The 18,010-nt window shown below is 63.5% G+C and carries 17 protein-coding genes and 1 pseudogene; 15 read left to right on the top strand and 3 right to left on the bottom strand.

Annotated elements, in window-relative coordinates:
- Positions 1-30 precede the first annotated feature (30 nt).
- Positions 31-1,026: pseudogene (locus AT395_RS22745) on the bottom strand (type III pantothenate kinase); the annotation flags it as partial.
- Positions 1,026-2,048 (bottom strand): biotin--[acetyl-CoA-carboxylase] ligase, encoded by a 1,023-nt coding sequence (locus AT395_RS22740; RefSeq protein WP_072632902.1) that lies wholly within the window; start codon positions 2,046-2,048, stop codon positions 1,026-1,028. The gene AT395_RS22740 and the pseudogene AT395_RS22745, both read right to left, overlap by 1 nt.
- A gap of 205 nt (positions 2,049-2,253) precedes the next feature.
- Here AT395_RS22740 and AT395_RS22735 point away from each other — a divergent pair, with 205 nt between their 5' ends.
- From AT395_RS22735 to AT395_RS22685, 11 genes are all read left to right on the top strand, one after another.
- Positions 2,254-3,375: an MlaE family ABC transporter permease gene (locus AT395_RS22735; RefSeq protein WP_048628576.1), complete on the top strand. Its 1,122-nt coding sequence runs from the start codon at positions 2,254-2,256 to the stop codon at positions 3,373-3,375.
- A 29-nt stretch (positions 3,376-3,404) separates the two neighbouring features.
- Positions 3,405-4,322, top strand: coding sequence for an ABC transporter ATP-binding protein (locus AT395_RS22730; protein WP_224787341.1), 918 nt, complete (start codon positions 3,405-3,407; stop codon positions 4,320-4,322).
- A complete protein-coding gene (locus AT395_RS22725) occupies positions 4,312-5,271 on the top strand; it encodes an MlaD family protein (RefSeq protein ID WP_048628577.1) in 960 nt (319 codons plus the stop codon). The genes AT395_RS22730 and AT395_RS22725 overlap by 11 nt, the downstream gene beginning before the upstream one ends.
- Before the next feature lie 32 nt (positions 5,272-5,303).
- Positions 5,304-6,182, top strand: coding sequence for an ABC-type transport auxiliary lipoprotein family protein (locus tag AT395_RS25935; protein ID WP_125347386.1), 879 nt, complete (start codon positions 5,304-5,306; stop codon positions 6,180-6,182).
- 12 nt (positions 6,183-6,194) lie between these two features.
- The gene (locus AT395_RS22715; protein WP_048628579.1) at positions 6,195-7,367 is read left to right on the top strand and encodes a VanZ family protein; all 1,173 of its coding nucleotides are present in this window, start codon (positions 6,195-6,197) and stop codon (positions 7,365-7,367) included.
- Positions 7,368-7,615: 248 nt separating this feature from the next.
- On the top strand, positions 7,616-9,106 hold the full coding sequence (locus AT395_RS22710) for an MFS transporter (protein WP_048628580.1): 1,491 nt from the start codon (positions 7,616-7,618) through the stop codon (positions 9,104-9,106).
- 172 nt (positions 9,107-9,278) lie between these two features.
- Positions 9,279-9,608 carry a (2Fe-2S) ferredoxin domain-containing protein gene (locus AT395_RS22705; RefSeq protein WP_042117776.1) on the top strand — a complete coding sequence of 110 codons (330 nt, stop codon included), beginning with the start codon at positions 9,279-9,281 and terminating at the stop codon, positions 9,606-9,608.
- Positions 9,609-9,739: 131 nt separating this feature from the next.
- The gene (locus AT395_RS22700; protein ID WP_042114211.1) at positions 9,740-10,369 is read left to right on the top strand and encodes an alpha/beta hydrolase; all 630 of its coding nucleotides are present in this window, start codon (positions 9,740-9,742) and stop codon (positions 10,367-10,369) included.
- Positions 10,370-10,585: 216 nt separating this feature from the next.
- Entirely contained in the window at positions 10,586-11,809 is a 1,224-nt protein-coding gene (locus tag AT395_RS22695; RefSeq protein WP_376738376.1) for a D-alanyl-D-alanine carboxypeptidase family protein, read from the top strand.
- 175 nt (positions 11,810-11,984) lie between these two features.
- On the top strand, positions 11,985-12,833 hold the full coding sequence (locus tag AT395_RS22690) for a D-amino acid aminotransferase (RefSeq protein ID WP_042114216.1): 849 nt from the start codon (positions 11,985-11,987) through the stop codon (positions 12,831-12,833).
- Positions 12,830-13,102 carry a DUF493 family protein gene (locus AT395_RS22685; protein ID WP_039365396.1) on the top strand — a complete coding sequence of 91 codons (273 nt, stop codon included), beginning with the start codon at positions 12,830-12,832 and terminating at the stop codon, positions 13,100-13,102. The genes AT395_RS22690 and AT395_RS22685 overlap by 4 nt, the downstream gene beginning before the upstream one ends.
- A 46-nt stretch (positions 13,103-13,148) precedes the next feature.
- Here AT395_RS22685 and AT395_RS22680 read toward each other — a convergent pair whose 3' ends face one another.
- Positions 13,149-14,189 carry a transcriptional regulator GcvA gene (locus AT395_RS22680; protein ID WP_042114218.1) on the bottom strand — a complete coding sequence of 347 codons (1,041 nt, stop codon included), beginning with the start codon at positions 14,187-14,189 and terminating at the stop codon, positions 13,149-13,151.
- Between the two features lie 100 nt (positions 14,190-14,289).
- On the opposite strand from AT395_RS22680, the gene AT395_RS22675 reads away from it, so the two are divergent.
- From AT395_RS22675 to lipA, 4 genes are all read left to right on the top strand, one after another.
- Complete coding sequence (locus AT395_RS22675; protein ID WP_048628581.1) at positions 14,290-14,622, top strand: DUF2917 domain-containing protein; 333 nt, start codon at positions 14,290-14,292, stop codon at positions 14,620-14,622.
- Positions 14,623-14,808: 186 nt separating this feature from the next.
- On the top strand, positions 14,809-15,759 hold the full coding sequence (locus tag AT395_RS22670; RefSeq protein WP_048628582.1) for a DMT family transporter: 951 nt from the start codon (positions 14,809-14,811) through the stop codon (positions 15,757-15,759).
- Between the two features lie 63 nt (positions 15,760-15,822).
- A complete protein-coding gene (lipB, locus tag AT395_RS22665; protein WP_048628583.1) occupies positions 15,823-16,530 on the top strand; it encodes a lipoyl(octanoyl) transferase LipB in 708 nt (235 codons plus the stop codon).
- Positions 16,531-16,554: 24 nt separating this feature from the next.
- A complete protein-coding gene (gene lipA / locus AT395_RS22660; protein ID WP_042114220.1) occupies positions 16,555-17,562 on the top strand; it encodes a lipoyl synthase in 1,008 nt (335 codons plus the stop codon).
- The last annotated feature ends 448 nt before the right edge of the window (positions 17,563-18,010 follow it).

Below are 18,010 nucleotides of genomic sequence, written 5' to 3'. Positions count from 1 at the left end.
GGTTGCCGCGTCGACGCCAACTGCTCGCAAGGCGACCTCGTATAGACCCGCCTGCACCAATTGATCGTGTTCGGTAAAGGGCAGCGTGAGGGTTTGCGCCAGCGCCTGGCGGGCGCCGCCCGAAAGCACGCAACGTACCGGTGCGCCCAACTGCGCTTGCAGTTGGGCGTGACTTCGCTCCACGAGACCCGCTTGCGCAGCCGCGCAGCCGCGCAGAATCGCGTCTGCCGTGTTGCGTGCAAAGTCCTGTCCGCCGGATGGCATGGTGGCGTCGAGCGTGGGCAACTGGGCTGTGCCTTGCGCAAGCGATTGAAGCATCAGGGCGGGCCCCGGTGCGATCAAGCCACCGAGGTAATCGCCGTCGGCACGCAGGGCTTCAACGGTTGTGGCGGTGCCCAACGTTACGATCAGCAAGTGTTCGCCGGGCCACGCGGCATGGGCGCCGATCAGACTCGCCCAACGATCGCTGCCGAGTTGCGTGGGCGTGTGATAACCGTTGCGCACCCCCGCGCAAGCTTTGCTGGCGCGCAAGACTTGCAGCCAATCGGCAGATGCCATGCCCCACAGCGTTTGCAGCGTCATGCGAACCGCTTGTTCTGCGGCATCGCCCGCGACGTTCGCCAGCCAGACACCGGCAGGGGCCGGGCAAATGAAGCCCTCGTCCTGTCCGCCCTGACCAATCGCGAGCGGCGCAGTGTTTGGGGCGAAATGCGCCTTGCCGCCGCTCCCCGAGACCAACGCTGCCCAGCCTGCGCGGATTTGTGTCGCGAGGGTGCGCCATTCGGCGTGGTCAACCGCGCCGCTTGCGAGAAACGAGGGGGACGCGGCACGCCATTCGACCGGCCGCACGGCTGGTGCGAGTGCCCACTTGATCCGGCTGTTCCCGGCATCCACCAGCAACCATGGCGTGCTCTCGGCGGTGCCTTTGTCCCCTACGCCATTCAAGGTGTGGGGGGCGTGAGTGGACGTCGCAGTTTCGGCCGCGCTTGTCTTGTGCGACGCAGAGGAGCGTCTCGAGGCGGCCATCACCAGACTCCTTGTTTGCCCGGCTCGCCGGACGCATCGAGCAATCGCACGGAGACTTCGCCGCTGGCGACGATGCGTTCGCCCTCGTCGGTCGCCACCCGAAGGCAACCTTGCGCGTCGACACCGAGCGCTACGCCATGCAGCAGATCGCGGCCGTGTTCGATGACACGGATCGATGCCCCGCCATAGGCGTGCATGGCTTCCCAGTCATCGCGGAACGCACCGAATCGATGTTCGGAAAAGCGGTCGAGCATGGCCGTGAGGCGCCTGACTACGGCGACGAAGACCGAGGACATGTCCGGCTCCGGCAGCACGGATTCGAGCGCAGCGGGCGGCGTGGCAGGAATGACGGACGTTGCAACACCGGCACTGCCGGGCGCGCCGGCCGCCGCTGCATTGTCGATGCGCGCGGCGACATCGCCGGCCTGTCGGAGATTGATGCCGATGCCGATGACGACACCAATGCGTCCCGGGCCTGCCGGGACGGTTTCAATCAGGATGCCCGCGAGTTTGCCGCCACGCAGCAGGACGTCGTTGGGCCACTTGAGGCCGAGCGCATGGGGTGCCGACAGTGGCAGATCCGACAGTCCCTCTACGACCGCGACACCGGTGGCAAGCGAGAGTCCGGCCAGCTCGGCCGGTCCCCCCGGCATGACATAGGCCAGCGAGAACGTGAGGCTGTCGCCGGGCACGCTTTGCCATGCCCGGCCGCGTTGCCCGCGTCCCGCCGTCTGTTGCATCGCGGCGCGTATAACAGGGGCCGCAGGGGCCACGGAAGCGTGTGACGCGTTTTCGCGAAGGCGTGCGAGCAGGTCGAGATTCGTGGATCCGGTCGCGTCGACGACCTCGATCTGCCATCCACGGCAAGCGGCAGCCAGATGCAAGCGAATCCGCTCGCCATCGAGCGAGCGCGACACAGTGTCGCCCGATCGCTCGCCACCCATGCCGGCGGGGCGTTCGGGCGAGCCCGCAGCCGTAGCGGCGAGGGGGAGGTTGGGAGAGGAAGCAGCAGCGTTATTCATGGCTGCTATTGTAGCGGCGAGGCTGGCGCCGCGCCGGTCTGCACTGCGTCGATCCTTGTATTTCGGCATTATCCGAGGCGTAAGTCGGCCGATTCCGGCACGTTTTCAGCCCTTGGCGGGTTGCCATCGACCGGTCGCACCTGTACCGTACAATGACCTCGTTTTGCCGGATTCCGGCGGCTTTTTTGCCAGGAGATCGTCTGTTTTGAACCTCGATGCCGTGCCCACTCTGGAGCTGACCACCTCGTCGAAAGGCCCGGTGGTCATGCTGCGCGGCCTATGGACAGCGCTGGCGCTTTCGCAGCGCAAGAAAACGTTGCTGCGTCTCGTGCGCGCTTTGCCTCAGGGGAATCTGGCGTGGGATCTGACGTGTGTGGAGCGTCTCGATCACGTCGGTGCTCAGGCGCTGTGGCGCTACTGGCAGCGCCGCTATCCGGAGCATGTTGCGCTAACTCCGACGCAGCGCGCACTGTTCGATCACCTCGCCGAGTTCGATCGCACGCGGCAAAGCCCTGTGCCCGCGCGTCGGATCGATCAGGTCAGCCGTCTTGGATATTCGCTGTTCACGCTGGGAGAGCATCTGCGCGACGGCATCACGATGTTCGGCCGCTTCGTGATCGACCTTGGCCGTGTCGTTCGCCATCCGATGCGTGCGCCATGGCTGGAGATGTCCGCCAATATCTATAGCGCGGGGGCCAAGGCGCTCGGCATTACGGCGCTGGTGGCGTTCCTGATCGGTATCGTCCTGTCCTATCTGTCCGCCCAGCAATTGAAGCTGTATGGGGCGAGTACATTCATCGTGAACATTCTCGGTCTCGCGGTGATCCGGGAGCTTGGGCCGGTGCTTTCCGCGATTCTTGTGGCGGGCCGCTCAGGATCGGCGATTACTGCCCAGTTGGGCGTCATGCGCGTGACGGAAGAGCTGGACGCGATGCGCGTCATGGATATTCCGCACGGTTTGCGGCTCGTGCTGCCGAAGGTCATTGCGCTGGCGATCGCCATGCCGCTGCTGGTGATGTGGACGAACATCGTTGCCCTGCTTGGCGGCGCACTTGCCGCGAAGTACGAACTCGGTATCGGGCTGCATTACTTTTTCACAACGCTGCCCAACGCGGTGAACATTGCCAATCTGTGGATCGGTCTGGGCAAAGGTGTCGTCTTCGGCATGTTGATCGCTCTGGTGGCCTGTCACTTCGGTATGCGTGTCAAACCCAATACCCAGAGTCTCGGCGAAGGCACGACGCAGTCGGTCGTGACATCGATTACCGTCGTGATCCTTGCCGACGCCGTCTTCGCGATTCTGTTCCGCAATGTGGGGATCGGCTGATGCGCGGAACCACAGTCCCCGATCCGTCCATGGCGCCCGCCACCGCAGCGGCCCCGGTCTCGCCTGCGCTCGCCGACGACGTGCGTACCGGTGCGGTTGCCGGTTGTCCGCCGGTCTCGTCGACGTTGCCCGGCGAAGCCGAGCCGGTGATCGAAGTGCGCGATCTCACCAAGCGGTACGGCACACATACGATTCACGAGCATCTGGATCTCACGGTCAGGCAAAGCGAGATCATTGCGCTCGTCGGCGGTTCCGGTTCGGGCAAGACAACGCTGATTCGGCAGATCATCGGTCTGGAGTCGCCCACGAGTGGTCACATCAGTATCTTCGGCCACGACATTACGATGATCGACCGGCGCACCGCACACCTGTTGCGACGCCGCTCGGGAATGTTGTTTCAGCGCGGCGCACTATTCTCCGCGATGACGGTGTTCGACAACATTGCGCAGCCGCTACGCGAACTGCATACGCTTTCGGAAGATCTGATTCGCGATGTGGTGATGTACAAACTGGAGATGGTCGGGTTGTCGGGGCGCATGGCCAACCGCATGCCGTCGGAGCTATCCGGCGGCATGGTCAAGCGCGTAGGGATCGCGCGGGCCATTGCGCTGGAACCGGAACTGCTCTTTCTCGACGAACCTACGGCCGGCCTCGATCCGCAGGCGTCAGACGAATTCGTGGCCATGATTCGCGGCCTGCATCGCTCGCTCGGCCTGACTGTCGTGATGGTCACACACGATCTGGATACGGTAATGATGCTCGCCACGCGCGTGGCGGTGCTGGCCGATCGCAAGGTACTCGTGAACGCACCTGTGGAAGACGTGGTGTGCGTCGATCATCCGTTCATCCACAGCTTCTTCCTCGGTGAGCGCGGCAGACGCGCGTTGCTGGCCTTGCCCGCAGCGCGGCGCGCCAAGATTTCGGAGTTACTCGACGATGGAAAATAAATCGCACGCCTTCATGGCGGGCCTCTTCACGCTGGTGTTGCTCGCCGCCATTGCCGCAGCCGTGTACTGGTTCAATCGCGACAATCGCGTTCGCGTGCCCTACGATCTGGTGGCACGCACTAATGTCACCGGTCTGAATCCCGAATCCGCAGTGCGGTATCGAGGACTGGGCGTGGGCAAGGTGGACTCGATCAAGTTCGATCCGCGCACCCCCGGCCAGATTCTGATTCGCATTCTGGTCAACGAAGGCACGCCGATGACCAAGTCGACGTTCGCCACGTTGAGCTATCAGGGGGTGACGGGGCTGGCTTTCGTCCAACTGGACGACGATGGGCACGACCGCACGTTGTTGCAGTCGTCTGCGGCTCACGTTGCCCAATTGCGGCTGCGTCCGAGCTTTGTCGACGAACTGCAGCGGCGCGGCAACAATCTGGTGCATCAGTTGGAGGAGGCAACGTCGTCGGTCAACAAGCTGCTTTCGCCCGACAACCGGCAAGCCATTCTGGATTCGATTAACAGTGTGAAGACGGCGGCGCAAAGCGTGAATCGTGTGGCCGAGCAACTCGAGCCGGTCACGAAGCAACTCCCCGACACCGTTCGTGAACTCAACGGCACGCTCGCCGGCACACATCGCCTGACGAACCAACTGGCCGATCCGCAAGGGCCGCTGATTCGCAATCTCGACAGTGTGGGACGGGCGGCCGATCAGGCGACGTCGAGTCTTGCGGCATTCGAGGCAACGATGCAGACATTCGAGGGATCGCTGCAACAAGAGGCGCTGCCACGGCTCAACACGCTGTCTGATGATCTGCGCTCGACGACGCAGGCCGTGGGACAGGCCGCCGAGACCATCAATCGCAATCCGCGTGCGCTGCTGTTCGGCACGTCGCCGCCGCCGCCCGGTCCGGGTGAGTCCGGCTTTTCGTGGCCCGGCAGGGCAGGTCAATGATGCGCGACACCGTCTTGCAAGGGGATATCGAGATGACTGAACCAACCGGTGCGATCCGGACGAACGAGGCAACCGCCGCAATGGCACTGCGCGCGAGCGGCGCACGCCGGGTGCGCCCGCTGACTACCTGGCTGCTATGTGCCGGGGCGGCCGTACTGATGGCCGGATGTGCCACCTCGACGTCGCCAGGCTCGCTGACGCGCTTCGATCTCGGCCCGCCGACGGTGCCCGCCGCCGCTTCGATCGCTTCGGCCGCTTCGACCGCTTCGGCCGCTTCGACCGCTTCGGCCGCGTCCACCACCGCCAACGCCGCGAACGCTGTCGACACGGCAGCACCCGCGTCGGGCGTTACTGCCGCAGGTGCGCCGCGCATGTCGCCGCTCAAAGTCGTAGTCAACGCGCCGAGCTGGCTCGACGCCGACGTGATCTATTACCGTCTGCCCGCCAGCGAAGGCGATCAGGCCCGCGTGTATGCGAACAGCCGATGGCTTGCGTCGCCCGCGCGGCTCTTCGGGGATCGTTTGCGGTCCGCCTTGTCGGTCGACCGGCCCGTTCTTGCGGCGGGGGATCCGACTGCCGCACCGGCGTTGCGGGTGGAACTGGAGGAATTCGCGCAGTACTTCGACAGCACGTCGTCGAGCCACGGCGTCGTGCAGGTGCGAGCCACCTTGTTCGACGGACCGAAGCTGCTCGCGCAGACGACACTTCGTGCACAGGCTCCCGCGCCGAGCGCAGACGCCGCAGGCGGTGCGCGTGCACTCGCACTCGCCAGCGACGCGGTGCAGACGCAACTGATCCAGTGGCTCGCCGGACGTGTGCCCGCCCCTTCGGCAACGACGCGCGCGCCTGCTCAGTCACGGGCGCTGCCTGCCGCGTCGTCGGCATCGGGTGCGGCTGCGCCAGCGCGATAAAGCACGCCGCCGATGCCTGAGCAGGATGTCAAACCCTGGCAGCGACGCGCCTCTCCGCTGACGCGTCAGGCGCTGATCTGTCTGATTCTGCTGATTGCCTACGCGAGCCTGTATCCGTTTGAGTTTCAGCGCGCGGCCGTCGGGCCGTTCGACTATCTGTCCGCGCCGTTACCGCGATGGATGACGCTGTTCGATGTCGTTACCAACGTGCTGGGTTATATCCCGCTCGGCATGTTGACCGTACTGGCGCTGCACCCCGTATGGCGAGGGCCGCGCGCCGTACTCGCGGCATTTTTGCTGGGCACCCTGCTCTCGTGCGGCATGGAGGCCTTGCAAACGTATCTGCCGACACGGGTGGCGTCGAACGTCGATCTCGCCACGAATGCGCTTGGCGCGCTTATCGGTGGCGCCATTGCGGTACCTCTCACGAGTCCGTTGCTGGATCGCGGTTGGCTGCGCCATTTGCGCTTCGCCTGGTTCGAACGGCACGCGAGTCTGTTGCTCGTGTTGCTGGCGCTATGGCCGTGGGCACAGGCCTACCCGCAACAATTTCTCTTCGGTGATGGCGATCTCGTCCGGCAAATCTGGCTCTGGCAGGACCCGGACGTGACCGATCTGGTGCTCGACTGGGTGCCGCGGCTCGGGCAGTTGCAGGACTACCTGTCGGAACTCGACGCCGTCGCCAGTCACGCCTTGTGGGAAACGGTGGTGACCGCGAGCGGCACCATTCTTGCGGGGCTGCTTGCGACGCTTGCCATGCGTCGCTCGGCACCGCGTGCGCCCTTGCTTTGCGCGATGTTCGTCAGCGCGTTTGCGATCAAGGCTATCGCGTCGGCGTGGCAGTTTTCGCCCGCGCAGGCGTTCGACTGGGTGACGGCCGGGGCCATCTACGGTGTGATCGTCGGTGCGCTCGTCTTGCTCGTTGCCGGACGCGGACCGCGCGCGCTGCGCGGTGCCGTCGCGCTGGCGGCGCTAGTCGTGCTGCTTGTTTTCGTCAATCTGCTGCCCGCCAACCCCTACTACGAGGCGGCGCTTCAGTCATGGAGACAAGGCCGTTATGTGCATTTCAACGTGCTGGCGCGCTGGCTCGCCTGGACGTGGCCGTATCTCGTGCTGATCTACCTGCTTGCGATGTTCGATCCCAGTCATCGCGGCCCTGCCCGCAGCGTCGGGAATCAGCGCTAAGCCCCGTCCCATCCGGCTGAGCGAGCGAACGGGCGGCGGATTGTTGTCAAATCGGCAATAGCGTATTGGCCGCCATCCCATTGGTGAGGCGGCTCGTCGATCCTAAACTCCCATGTAAGGCATGCTGATACTCAGTGTGCCGCGACCGCCCGGCATCTTCAGGCAGATTCCGGGCGTTTTTCATGGGTGAGGCGGAGATGAGTCACGGGGGATCGATATTTGCGCACAAGACACGTCAGCGAGTGCTGATGGCTGTGATCGCCGCTGCCACGGGCATAGAAATGCTGGAAAACGGCATGTTCGTGTTCGCCTCGTCGCATATCGCGGGTGGCGTGGGTGCGGCACCCGAGGAGTACGCCTTCGTCTCCACGCTATACGCCGTGGCCGGGATCCTGGTCATTCTGAAGCAGCGCTGGCTGGCCGCGCGTCTGGGATATCGCACGTTCCTTGCCGGCGCGCTCACACTCATGGCGTTTGGCGCCGGGTTGTGCGGCATGGCCCATACGCCAACCGAACTTGCCGTCGCGCGCTTTGTGCTCGGTCTCGGCGCCGGGTCGCTGTTTACTGCCAGCCGGATCCTCATCAACCTGTGCTTCGCGCCCGAATTGCGGCTGCGGGCCTTGCTCTTCTTCACCTATGGGTTCTTCGGCGGGCAGATTTCCGCACCGCTGCTTGCGAGCTATCTCGTCGACCATTTCTTATGGTCGTCGGTGTTCTTCGCCATTGTGCCGATCGCGCTTGCGGGGGCGCTTGCCTCGTGGTTCGTGATTCCTGACTTTCGTGAGCGGTTGCGCGACGAGGGAGAATTCGAGATGCGCGGCATTGTCTTCTTTGCCGCAGGTGTGCTGTTCGTCGAAGTGATGATGCAGCGCTCGCGTTTCGACTTCTTCTCGAATCCGCTGCATCTGCTCGAACTGTGCCTGGTCGGTGCGATCTGCGCGATCGGCTACATGTGGCATCAATACTCGCATCACAAGCCGCTGATCGATTTTCGCGTTCTGGTGCGCAATCCCGTCTATGTGCTTGGGTTGGGCGGTTACGCCGTGTATTACTTCTTCTCCTACTCGACGTCGTATCTGTTCCCGATCTACATGCAACAGGGACTGAACTGGAGCGTGGAGCACACGGGCTATCTGCAAGCGGTGGCGTCGGTGACGAGTCTTGTCGTGGCCGTGATGTACACGATGGCGCGTCCGAAGTTCGTGCAGCTCAAGCCGTTCGTGTTGCTCGGGTATCTGTGTCTGCTTGGCTACGCGTTCCTGCTGTCGCAGACCTATCCCGGGGTGTCGAGCCAATGGCTGATTCTGCCGATGGTGCTGAGCGGGCTGGGCGGCGTGTTCGCCATGATTCCGATTGCCGAGCTGACGTTTCGCGGCATGGACGAGTATGTTTTCCAGCACGGTTATCAGACGAAGAACATCGTGCGTCAGTTGGTGAGTTCCATGTCGGTGTCGGTCATGGCGGTGTTGATGCAAGACCGGCAGGCGGTCTTCATGCATCAGCTCACGCCGTCGATGACCCCGCTCAATCCAGCATACAACGCTGCGGTGTCGCAGGCGCAGCAGGCATTCGGCGCGAGTGTCGACCCGGCAACGGCATCGCATATGGCGTCGGCGTGGGTCGGCGGGCTGGCGTCGCAACAGGCGCTCGTGCTCGCGTGCGTGAATGTGTTCTTCGGCTTCGCATGTCTGGCGGCGCTCTGTGCCGCCTTCATGGCGGTGCAGCGACGTTTGCGCTGACCTCATCGCGGCGGGGCAGGGCATGGCGCGTCTGCCATGTCCGTCCCGGATTTCGCAAATCCGCATGCCTGGCATGCGGCGCGCCGGGCCCATCTGGCGCGTGCGCCCGCAGCTGCCGGGCAGGTCGGTTAGAATGGCCCGCAATACGTTGCCACTCCCCAAAAGCACCGATATGGCCACCCAGCCGCAGTACTACCAGCATCACGTCTTTTTCTGCCTGAATCAGCGCGAACCCGGCGCAGATCGCCCTTCCTGTGCCAACTGCAACGCGCAGGCGATGCAGGAATACGCGAAGAAGAAGGTCAAGCAGCTCGGCCTGGCCGGTCCCGGCAAGGTGCGCGTGAACAAGGCCGGGTGCCTTGATCGTTGCGAGCAAGGTCCTGTCGTGGTGATTTATCCGGAAGGGACCTGGTACACGTATATCGACGAAACCGATATCGACGAGATCGTCGAGAAGCATCTGGCGCAAGGCGAGATCGTCGAGCGCCTGCTGATCGACTGAATCCGGCCGAGTCTGCCTCGGTGCGTCGATGAATCGGTTCACCTGATTCATCGACTTGCCGGCTTATCGATTCCTCGTTAAGTGGCGCCGCGCGGCAGGCTCCGCCGGCGCACCCCAGCCCAATACCGCTCATGAACGCTCAGACTGAACGCTTCACTATCGACGGCCCGGTCGGTGCCATCGAAATCGCCATCGACCGTCCGGCCGGCGCGCCGCGCGGGATCACACTCGTGGCGCATCCCCACCCGCTCTTCGGCGGCACGCTCGATAACAAGGTTGCGCAGACGCTTGCCCGCGCGTTCGTTCAACTCGGCTACGCCGTGGTGCGCCCGAATTTTCGCGGCGTCGGCAAGTCGGAGGGCGAGCACGACAAGGGTATTGGCGAACGCGACGATCTCCTGGCAGTGATCGACTGGATGCGCCGGCAACCGGGCTGGGAAACGCTGCCGCTGGCCCTCGCCGGGTTCTCATTCGGCACGTTCGTCCTCTCGCACGTCGCAAAGACGCTGGAGGCGGCCGGTACGCCAGCGCAACGTCTGGTCTTCGTCGGCACGGCAGCGAGCAACTGGGAGGTGGCAACGGTGCCGGCCGACACGCTCGTCATTCACGGCGAAGTGGACGACACCGTGCCGCTGCAATCGGTGCTGGACTGGGCGCGTCCGCAGACCTTGCCGGTGGTGGTCATACCCGGGGGCGAGCATTTCTTCCACGGCCTGTTACCCCTGCTGAAACAGATCGTGGTCGACGCGTGGCGTCATTGATACACCCGGGGCGAATTTCGGCCAATTTCGGCCGCGCCGGGCCGCCCCGCTGGGGGCGTGAAATCGCGGCGGGTATAATTCGCATCTGAACCATGTCGCGCCTTCCTGGGTCTATGTCCCGGACAGGCATGGCACCGGCGCTACGGTGCCGCTGTCTTCTTCGCCGTGCCGCGCGTTTGTCGAAGCGTCGGTTGCACGGCGCTTCTTCAAGCGCAGATGCCTCTGAGTCTCACATCGTTTTCCTCATCGCCAATGAAATTCAACGCTTCGCTGTCCCGTGCTGCCGCTGCTGCGGCGCTCGTCGCTTGCGGCTCGCTTGCTGCGCTTCCTGCCCGTGCTCAACAGATTCCGCCGCCGCCGATGACGGCCAAGGCATGGACCATCGTCGACGTCACCAGCGGTCAGGTGCTCGCCGCCGGTGACCCCGATGCGCGTGTGGAGCCGGCTTCGCTCACGAAGATCATGACTTCGTACCTGATCTTCGAAGCACTGCGCGACAAGCGCATTTCGATGGATCAGACCGTAATTCCGGGCGAGTCGGTTCGCAAGGTCGGTCGCGACGAATCACGTACGTTCATCGAAGCCGGCAAGCCGGTCTCGGTGCACGATCTCGTATATGGCATGATCATCCAGTCGGGTAACGACGCATCGATTGCGCTGGCCGAACTCGTGGGCGGCTCGCAGCCGGGTTTCGTCGAGCTGATGAACCGCGCGGCGCAGCGTATGGGCCTGAAGAACACCCATTACACGAACGTCGACGGCCTGACCGACCCGCAGCATTACACGACCGTGGCCGACATCGCCACGCTGTCGACGCACATGATTCAAGACTTCCCCGAGTACTACAAGATCTACTCGGAGAAGAGCTTCACGTATAACAACATCCGTCAGCCGAACCGTAACCGTTTGCTGTATCTCGATCCGACGGTCGATGGCCTGAAGACCGGCCACACGAAGGAAGCGGGCTACTGCCTCGTGTCGACGGCGTCGCGCCCGCTGCCGGGTACGCCGGGCGTGAACCGCCGCGTGCTGTCGGTGGTCGTGGGCGAGCCGACCGAGCGCGCCCGCGTGCAGGACAGTCTCTCGGCGCTGAACTACGGCTACCAGAACTTCGACACGCTGCGCGTGTACGGCGCGAATCAGGTCGTGGCCACGCCCAAGGTGTGGAAGGGCAAGGACAGCGAGTTGAAGATCGGCGTGAAGAAGGACACTTTCATCACGGTGCCGAAGGGCATGGCCGACAAGATCAAGCCGCAGCTCGAATTGCGTGAGCCGCTGATTGCGCCGCTCGCCAACGGCGCTCCGGTGGGCACCGTCAAGGTCATGGCCGACGGCAAGCAATTGGCCGAATTCCCGGTCGTGGCCCTCGCCGACGTGCCGCAGGCCAGCTTCATCGGCCGTGCCTGGGATGCCCTGCGCCTGATGTTCGTGAAGAAGTAACGATGGGATGTGACGTCCCGCTCGCGGGACGTTCGCCGGTGCAGACGCGTAGCATGCATGCGTTGGCCCGGCTCCGGTCTGGCAGGCTCGCGGTGCGGGCCTGCTACAACGTTAAGGCGCGCCCGGTGGGCGCGTTTTTTCCTTTCGCCGCGCGTTTGGCGCGCACCTTGCAAACATGGATAACCCCACCGTCTGGCTCAATGGCGACCTGATTCCGCTCAGCGACGCGAAAATCTCCGTACTCGATCGCGGTTTCCTCTTCGGCGACGGCATTTATGAAGTCGTGCCGGTGTATCACGGCAAGCCGTTCCGTCTCGCGCAGCATCTTGACCGCCTCGAGCGCAGCCTCGCCGAAATTCGCATCGCGAATCCGTACACCCGAGCCGAATGGGAAGCGCTCTTCGCACGCCTGTCGGCCACTTGCGCCGCCGATCCGCATAGCGTCTACGTGCAGGTCACGCGTGGCGTAGCGCCTCGTCAGCACACGTTCCCGAAGGACATCACGCCCACCGTGTTCGGCATTGCCACGCCCCTCACGCTGCCGAACCGCGAGAAGGTGGAGCAGGGCGTCGGGGCGGTCACGCACGAAGATCGCCGCTGGCTGAACTGTCACATCAAGTCGACCTCGCTGCTGGGCAACGTGCTGATGGCGCAATACGCGGCCGATCACGAGGTTCAGGAGACGATCCAGTTCCGTGACGGCAATCTGACCGAGGCGTCTTCGAGCAATGTGTGGGTCGTCAAGGGTGGTGAAATGTTTGCACCGCCGCGCGATAATCGGATTCTCGAAGGTATTCGTTACGGTGTGCTCGAAAGTCTCGCGCGGGAATGCGGCATTGCATTCCATGAGCAGGTAGTGAGCGAAGCCGAAGTGCGCAATGCCGACGAACTGCTCATCACGTCGGCCACGAAGGAAGTGCTGGCGGTAGTCACACTCGACGGCAAGCCGGTGGGCGATGGTAAGCCGGGACCCGTCTTCCGCGCGCTGTACGCGGCCTATCAACGCGCCAAGGAGGCACTATGACGACGGAAAAGAAGGAGAGTCTGCTCGAGTTTCCGTGTGACTTCCCCATCAAGGTGATGGGGGCGACGCAAGACGGATTTGCCGACGCCATCGTGGCGCTGCTGCGGGAGTTCGACGCGGAATTCGATGCCGCGACTGTGGAAATGCGGCCGTCCAGTTCGGGTAAGTATCTCGGGCTGACCGTTACCGTGCGCGCTCACTCGAAGGCGCACCTCGACGATATCTATCGTGCGCTGACCGGCCACCCAATGGTCAAGGTCGTGCTGTAAGGTCAGCGTCGGATGCGCGGCGGGTGAGGCGCACGCGCGTCACGCTTCACGCATGGGTCGGCGCGCCGTCGTCGGTGGGCAGGGCGGGGTCCAGTCCCAACTGCGCGTCCGTCGTCATCTCGCCCGCCGTGGCGGCCATGCCGGCCGCCAACGCCGCCGGGCTCGGTTTCGTCGGGCGGCGCTGCATGTGCTTCACCTTCTCGAACGCCGCCAACTCCTCCAGAAACCACGTTCGGAACGCCTGAACGCGCTGCGTTTCAAGCACGGCGGGCGGACACACGAAGTAGTAATCCCACTCGCACGGGGTATCCACGTCGGAAAGCCGCACGAGGCGTCCCGCCATGATGTCGCCCACGGCCAGCGAGCGTCGCACGAGCGCCACGCCCTGCCCGACGATGGCCGCCTGAGACAGCATCCCCGAATCTTCGTACATCATGCCCTGCGTGGGCTCGGGCAGGTCGAAGCCCGCCGCCGCAAACCACGGTGCCCACGGCTCGCCCTCCGAGCGCAGCAATGTGCTGCGACGGAACTCGTCCGAGGTCTGCGGAAGCTTCCCATCGTTGTATGACGGACTGCACGCCGGGAAGAAGACATCGTCGAGCACTTTCTCGATGTGCAGCCCGGGCCAGTTACCTTTGCCCATGCGAAGGGCGATGTCCACATCGTCACGCTCGAAGTCGGTGAGCTGAGCGCTGCACCGCAACTCCACTTCCAGTTCGGGGTGCCGATCGATGAAGCGACCGATGCGCGGGGTTAGCCACCGGCTCGCAAACGATGGCATGGTGGTCAGTACCAGACGCCGTTCGCTGCGCGTGCCCGCCTGCAATTTACGTGTCGCCTGAGCGATGTCGCCGAGAGCCGTGCGGATCGATGCGGCGTACTGGCGCCCCGCCGGAGTAATGCTGATGCGCTTGCCGTTGCGGGCGAAGAGCGTGGTGCCCAGCTCCTGCTCCAGTGCGCGAATCTGGTGACTGATGGCGCCGTGCGTGACGAATAACTCCTCGGCCGCACGCGAGAAACTCTCGAGACGGGCAGCCGCCTCGAAGGCGCGCAGGGCGCTCAGGTTGGGAAGTCTCCGAAGATCCATGTGAGCTTTATTCGCAAGGCCGTGAAAATATGTCGTTTGGTATAGCGCTTGGCAGTCCCTATGATTCAGTCATTGTCTCGCACTGAGTGGGGGTCGTAAAATGCAAAACAATTTGACAAAGGTGCAGTACTTCTACGGTATTCGTCCGGGCGAAGTGGTCACCCTCGACCTGCACCACGAGCATACGCTTGTTGCCCGGGGCTCGGCAGTCTGGGTGACACGTGCCGGCGATCCGCGCGACTACTGGCTGATGCCCGGCCAGCGCCTTGCCGTCGAGCCGGGGCGCCGTTACTGGGTGTCATCCGATAATGTGGCGGAAGCCGAACTGGAACGCGAAGTCAGCCGTCGCTTTTCGCTGTCGCGTGTGCTGGGCAAGTGGCTCGCCGGACGCCGTGCGGCCCGTGAGGCCAATTCCTGCGCGGCTGCCGCCTGAGAATACCCGGGGCGTCAGCCCGTCGATACCACGCGCTCTCTGGCAGCGAATGTCAGAGAGCGCGTGTGCCGTTTCAGACGGGGATGTCGATCCCGTCAATGTGTTACTGGAATTCACAACAAGACGCGCAATAATCGACCCGAGAATCTGTCGATAACGCGTTAAAACATAAGAAGTCGTTTCCCGATGACCGAAGCCCCCCGTCCGACCGCCTTGCCTTCTGCCCCGTCGGGCTCCGCCGCACCCCGCTCTGCGCAAGCCGATGAACGTCTCGGCCGCCTGTTGATGATCGCCGCCATGGTGATCTCCGGCACGATTGGCTACTTCGTGCTGATGTCGGGACAACCGGCGCTCAATGTCGTTTTCTTTCGGTGCCTGATCGGCGCGGCCAGCCTGTGCGCGTGGTGCGCCTATCGGGGCTACTGGCGCGGGTTGCGGATGGCCCGCTGGCAGATCGTGAATGTCACGCTCGGGGCCATTACGCTCGTTTCAAACTGGTATTTCCTGTTCACGGCGTATCGGTTGACCTCCGTGGGCATTACGACCGTCGTGTACAACGTGCAGCCCTTCCTGCTAGTGCTGGCGGGGGTGATTGTCACGCGTGAGCGACCGTCGCTGGCAACGCTCGGTTGTCTCGGCGTAGCGTTTGCCGGGCTGGTGATCCTGGCAGAACCGGGTGGCGTACACGGCGCGGAGTATCTGATCGGTGTGGCGAGCGCGTTGGCAGCCGCGTCGCTCTACGCGGCGACAACGCTCTTTACGAAGAAGCTGGCCGGAACGATCCGTCCCGAGATCATTGCAGCGTTGCACATGGTGATCGGCGCCGTGGTCTTCGTGTGGATGGCGGACTTCAATCATTTGCCCTCCGCGCCGCGCGAGATCGGGGCTGTGGTGACGCTGGGGCTTTTCCACACCACATTCATGTATCTGCTGCTGTACGGCGCCTTCCAGAAGGCTTCAACGTCGAGTCTGGCCGTGTTCGGCTTCGTCTATCCGGTCGTGGCGGTCGCCGTCGACTTTCTGGCGTTCGGCATTGTGTTGCACCCGACGCAATGGCTCGGCGGCGTGATGATTCTGGTGGCCGCCGGCCTTTACGCCCGGGGACTTGGCGCAGCCCCCGCGAGGAAGACGGTCTGACACCGTGGGCAGGGTGCGAGCGGCGTCGAGCAAGACTGCCCCGGTTTCGCTAAAATCGCGTACATGACCTCCCCGATCGAAGTGTGCTGGCGCGGCACCGAAGACTACGCCACATCGTTCGACGCCATGCGTGCGTACACCGACACGCGTGGCCCGCACGGCCCCGACCAGCTCTGGATCGTTCAGCATCCGCCTGTCTATACGCTCGGCCTGGCCGGCGACCCCGCCCACCTGCTGGTTGCCAACACCGGTATTCCCCTCGTCAAGGTCGACCGCGGCGGTCAGATCACGTATCACGGTCCGGGACAGGTGGTGATTTACCTGCTCGTGGACTTGCGCCGGCGCAAGCTGGGGGTGCGTGAAATGGTGCGTTTGATCGAGCAGGCGGTGATCGACACCCTTGGAGCGTATAATCTCGACGTTGAGCGCCGGGCCGGCGCACCGGGCATCTATGTGAGTCCGGGCGGCGGCGCCGCAGCGCATGCCGGCGCAAAAATCGCGGCACTTGGATTGAAAATCCGTAACGGATGCAGTTATCACGGCGTGTCGCTGAACGTCGCGATGGATTTGCGGCCGTTCGACTGGATCAATCCGTGCGGTTACGCCGGCTTGCAAACCGTAGACATGGCCACGCTCGGCGTGGCCCCCCGCTGGGACGAAGTGGCCGCGCGACTGGCGCAGCAACTCGGTCATCATCTCGAACAGCACCCCGCGACGGCCGACGCCGCGCCGCAGCCAAGCCCGGCCGCGAGCGCAAACGCCGCCGCCTGATTGGACGCCTGGAAAGCCCCCATCATGACCACCGTGACTCAGAACGACAACGCGAACAAGGAAGTTCGCACGATCGACGGCGATTACGACGCCACCGCCAAGCAGAAGTCGCAAGCCAAGACGGCGCGCATTCCGATCAAGATCGTACCGATCGAGCGTCTGAAGAAGCCGGACTGGATTCGCGTGAAGGCGGCCACTCACACGTCGCGTTTCTACGAGATCAAACAGATCCTGCGCGAGCACAATCTGCACACGGTGTGCGAAGAGGCGAGCTGCCCGAACATTGGCGAGTGCTTCGGCAAGGGCACCGCCACGTTCATGATCATGGGTGACAAATGCACGCGCCGTTGCCCGTTCTGCGACGTTGGCCATGGCCGTCCAGACCCGCTCGACGTTGACGAACCGCTCAACCTCGCGAAGACCATTGCCGCGATGCGCCTCAAGTACGTGGTGATCACGAGCGTGGATCGCGACGACCTGCGCGATGGCGGGGCCCAGCACTTCGTCGATTGCATTCGCCATGTGCGCGAACTCTCGCCGCAAACGCGCATCGAGATCCTGACGCCGGACTTCCGTGCGCGTCTGGATCGCGCGCTGGGCATTCTCAACGCCGCGCCGCCCGATGTGATGAACCACAACCTCGAAACGGTGCCGCGCCTGTACAAGGAAGCGCGTCCGGGGTCGGACTACCAGCACTCGCTCACGCTGCTCAAGGAGTTCAAGGCGAAGCACCCGGACGTGGCGACGAAGTCGGGTCTGATGGTCGGTCTGGGGGAAACGGACGAAGAAATTCTCGAAGTGATGCGCGATCTGCGTGCGCACAACGTCGACATGCTCACGATCGGCCAGTACCTGCAACCGTCGGAGCACCACCTGCCGGTGCGTCGCTACGTAACACCGGAGACGTTCAAGATGTTCGAGGAAGAAGCCAACAAGATGGGCTTCACGCACGCGGCCGTGGGCGCAATGGTGCGCTCGAGCTACCACGCCGACGTGCAGGCACACGAAGCCGGTGTGGCCGACGCGATCTGATTCGCTAACGTCGCACAACGTCGTCAGACACAAAACGCGGGCCGTTGAAAGACGGCCCGCGTTTTTGTTTGCGCGCGCGACTGGGTCAACCTCGCTGTGTTTGGGGAGGGGCGCTGTCCGGGCGCAGCATGCTGACGCCGCGAAGGGTATGGCCAGGGATGGAGCGAACGTTAGCGTGCGGATTACGCCGCGTCACAGACGGCGCCCGGTTCAATACGCAATACGGCCAGTGCTAACGGGCGAGTGCCAGCATTCTGGCGAAAACACGCTGCTATCTCGGAGGAACGTCGCCGAACTGGCAATTCCGCCCGCCGGCCACCTGCCGTCTCGCCACGAAATATGTTGTAACAACCCTTACCTTGTCGCCGCCCCCCTGTTGTTTCAGAATATTGAAACCTTGTTTTGCCAAGCAAAACAATGCATCCGTCGCGGAGATTGACGGAAGGAT

This window comes from Pandoraea apista (genome assembly GCF_001465595.2).
In the GTDB taxonomy this organism is placed as follows: domain Bacteria; phylum Pseudomonadota; class Gammaproteobacteria; order Burkholderiales; family Burkholderiaceae; genus Pandoraea; species Pandoraea apista.
Note: the sequence above shows the minus strand (reverse complement) of the source record. Positions and strands in the feature narration are given on the sequence as shown.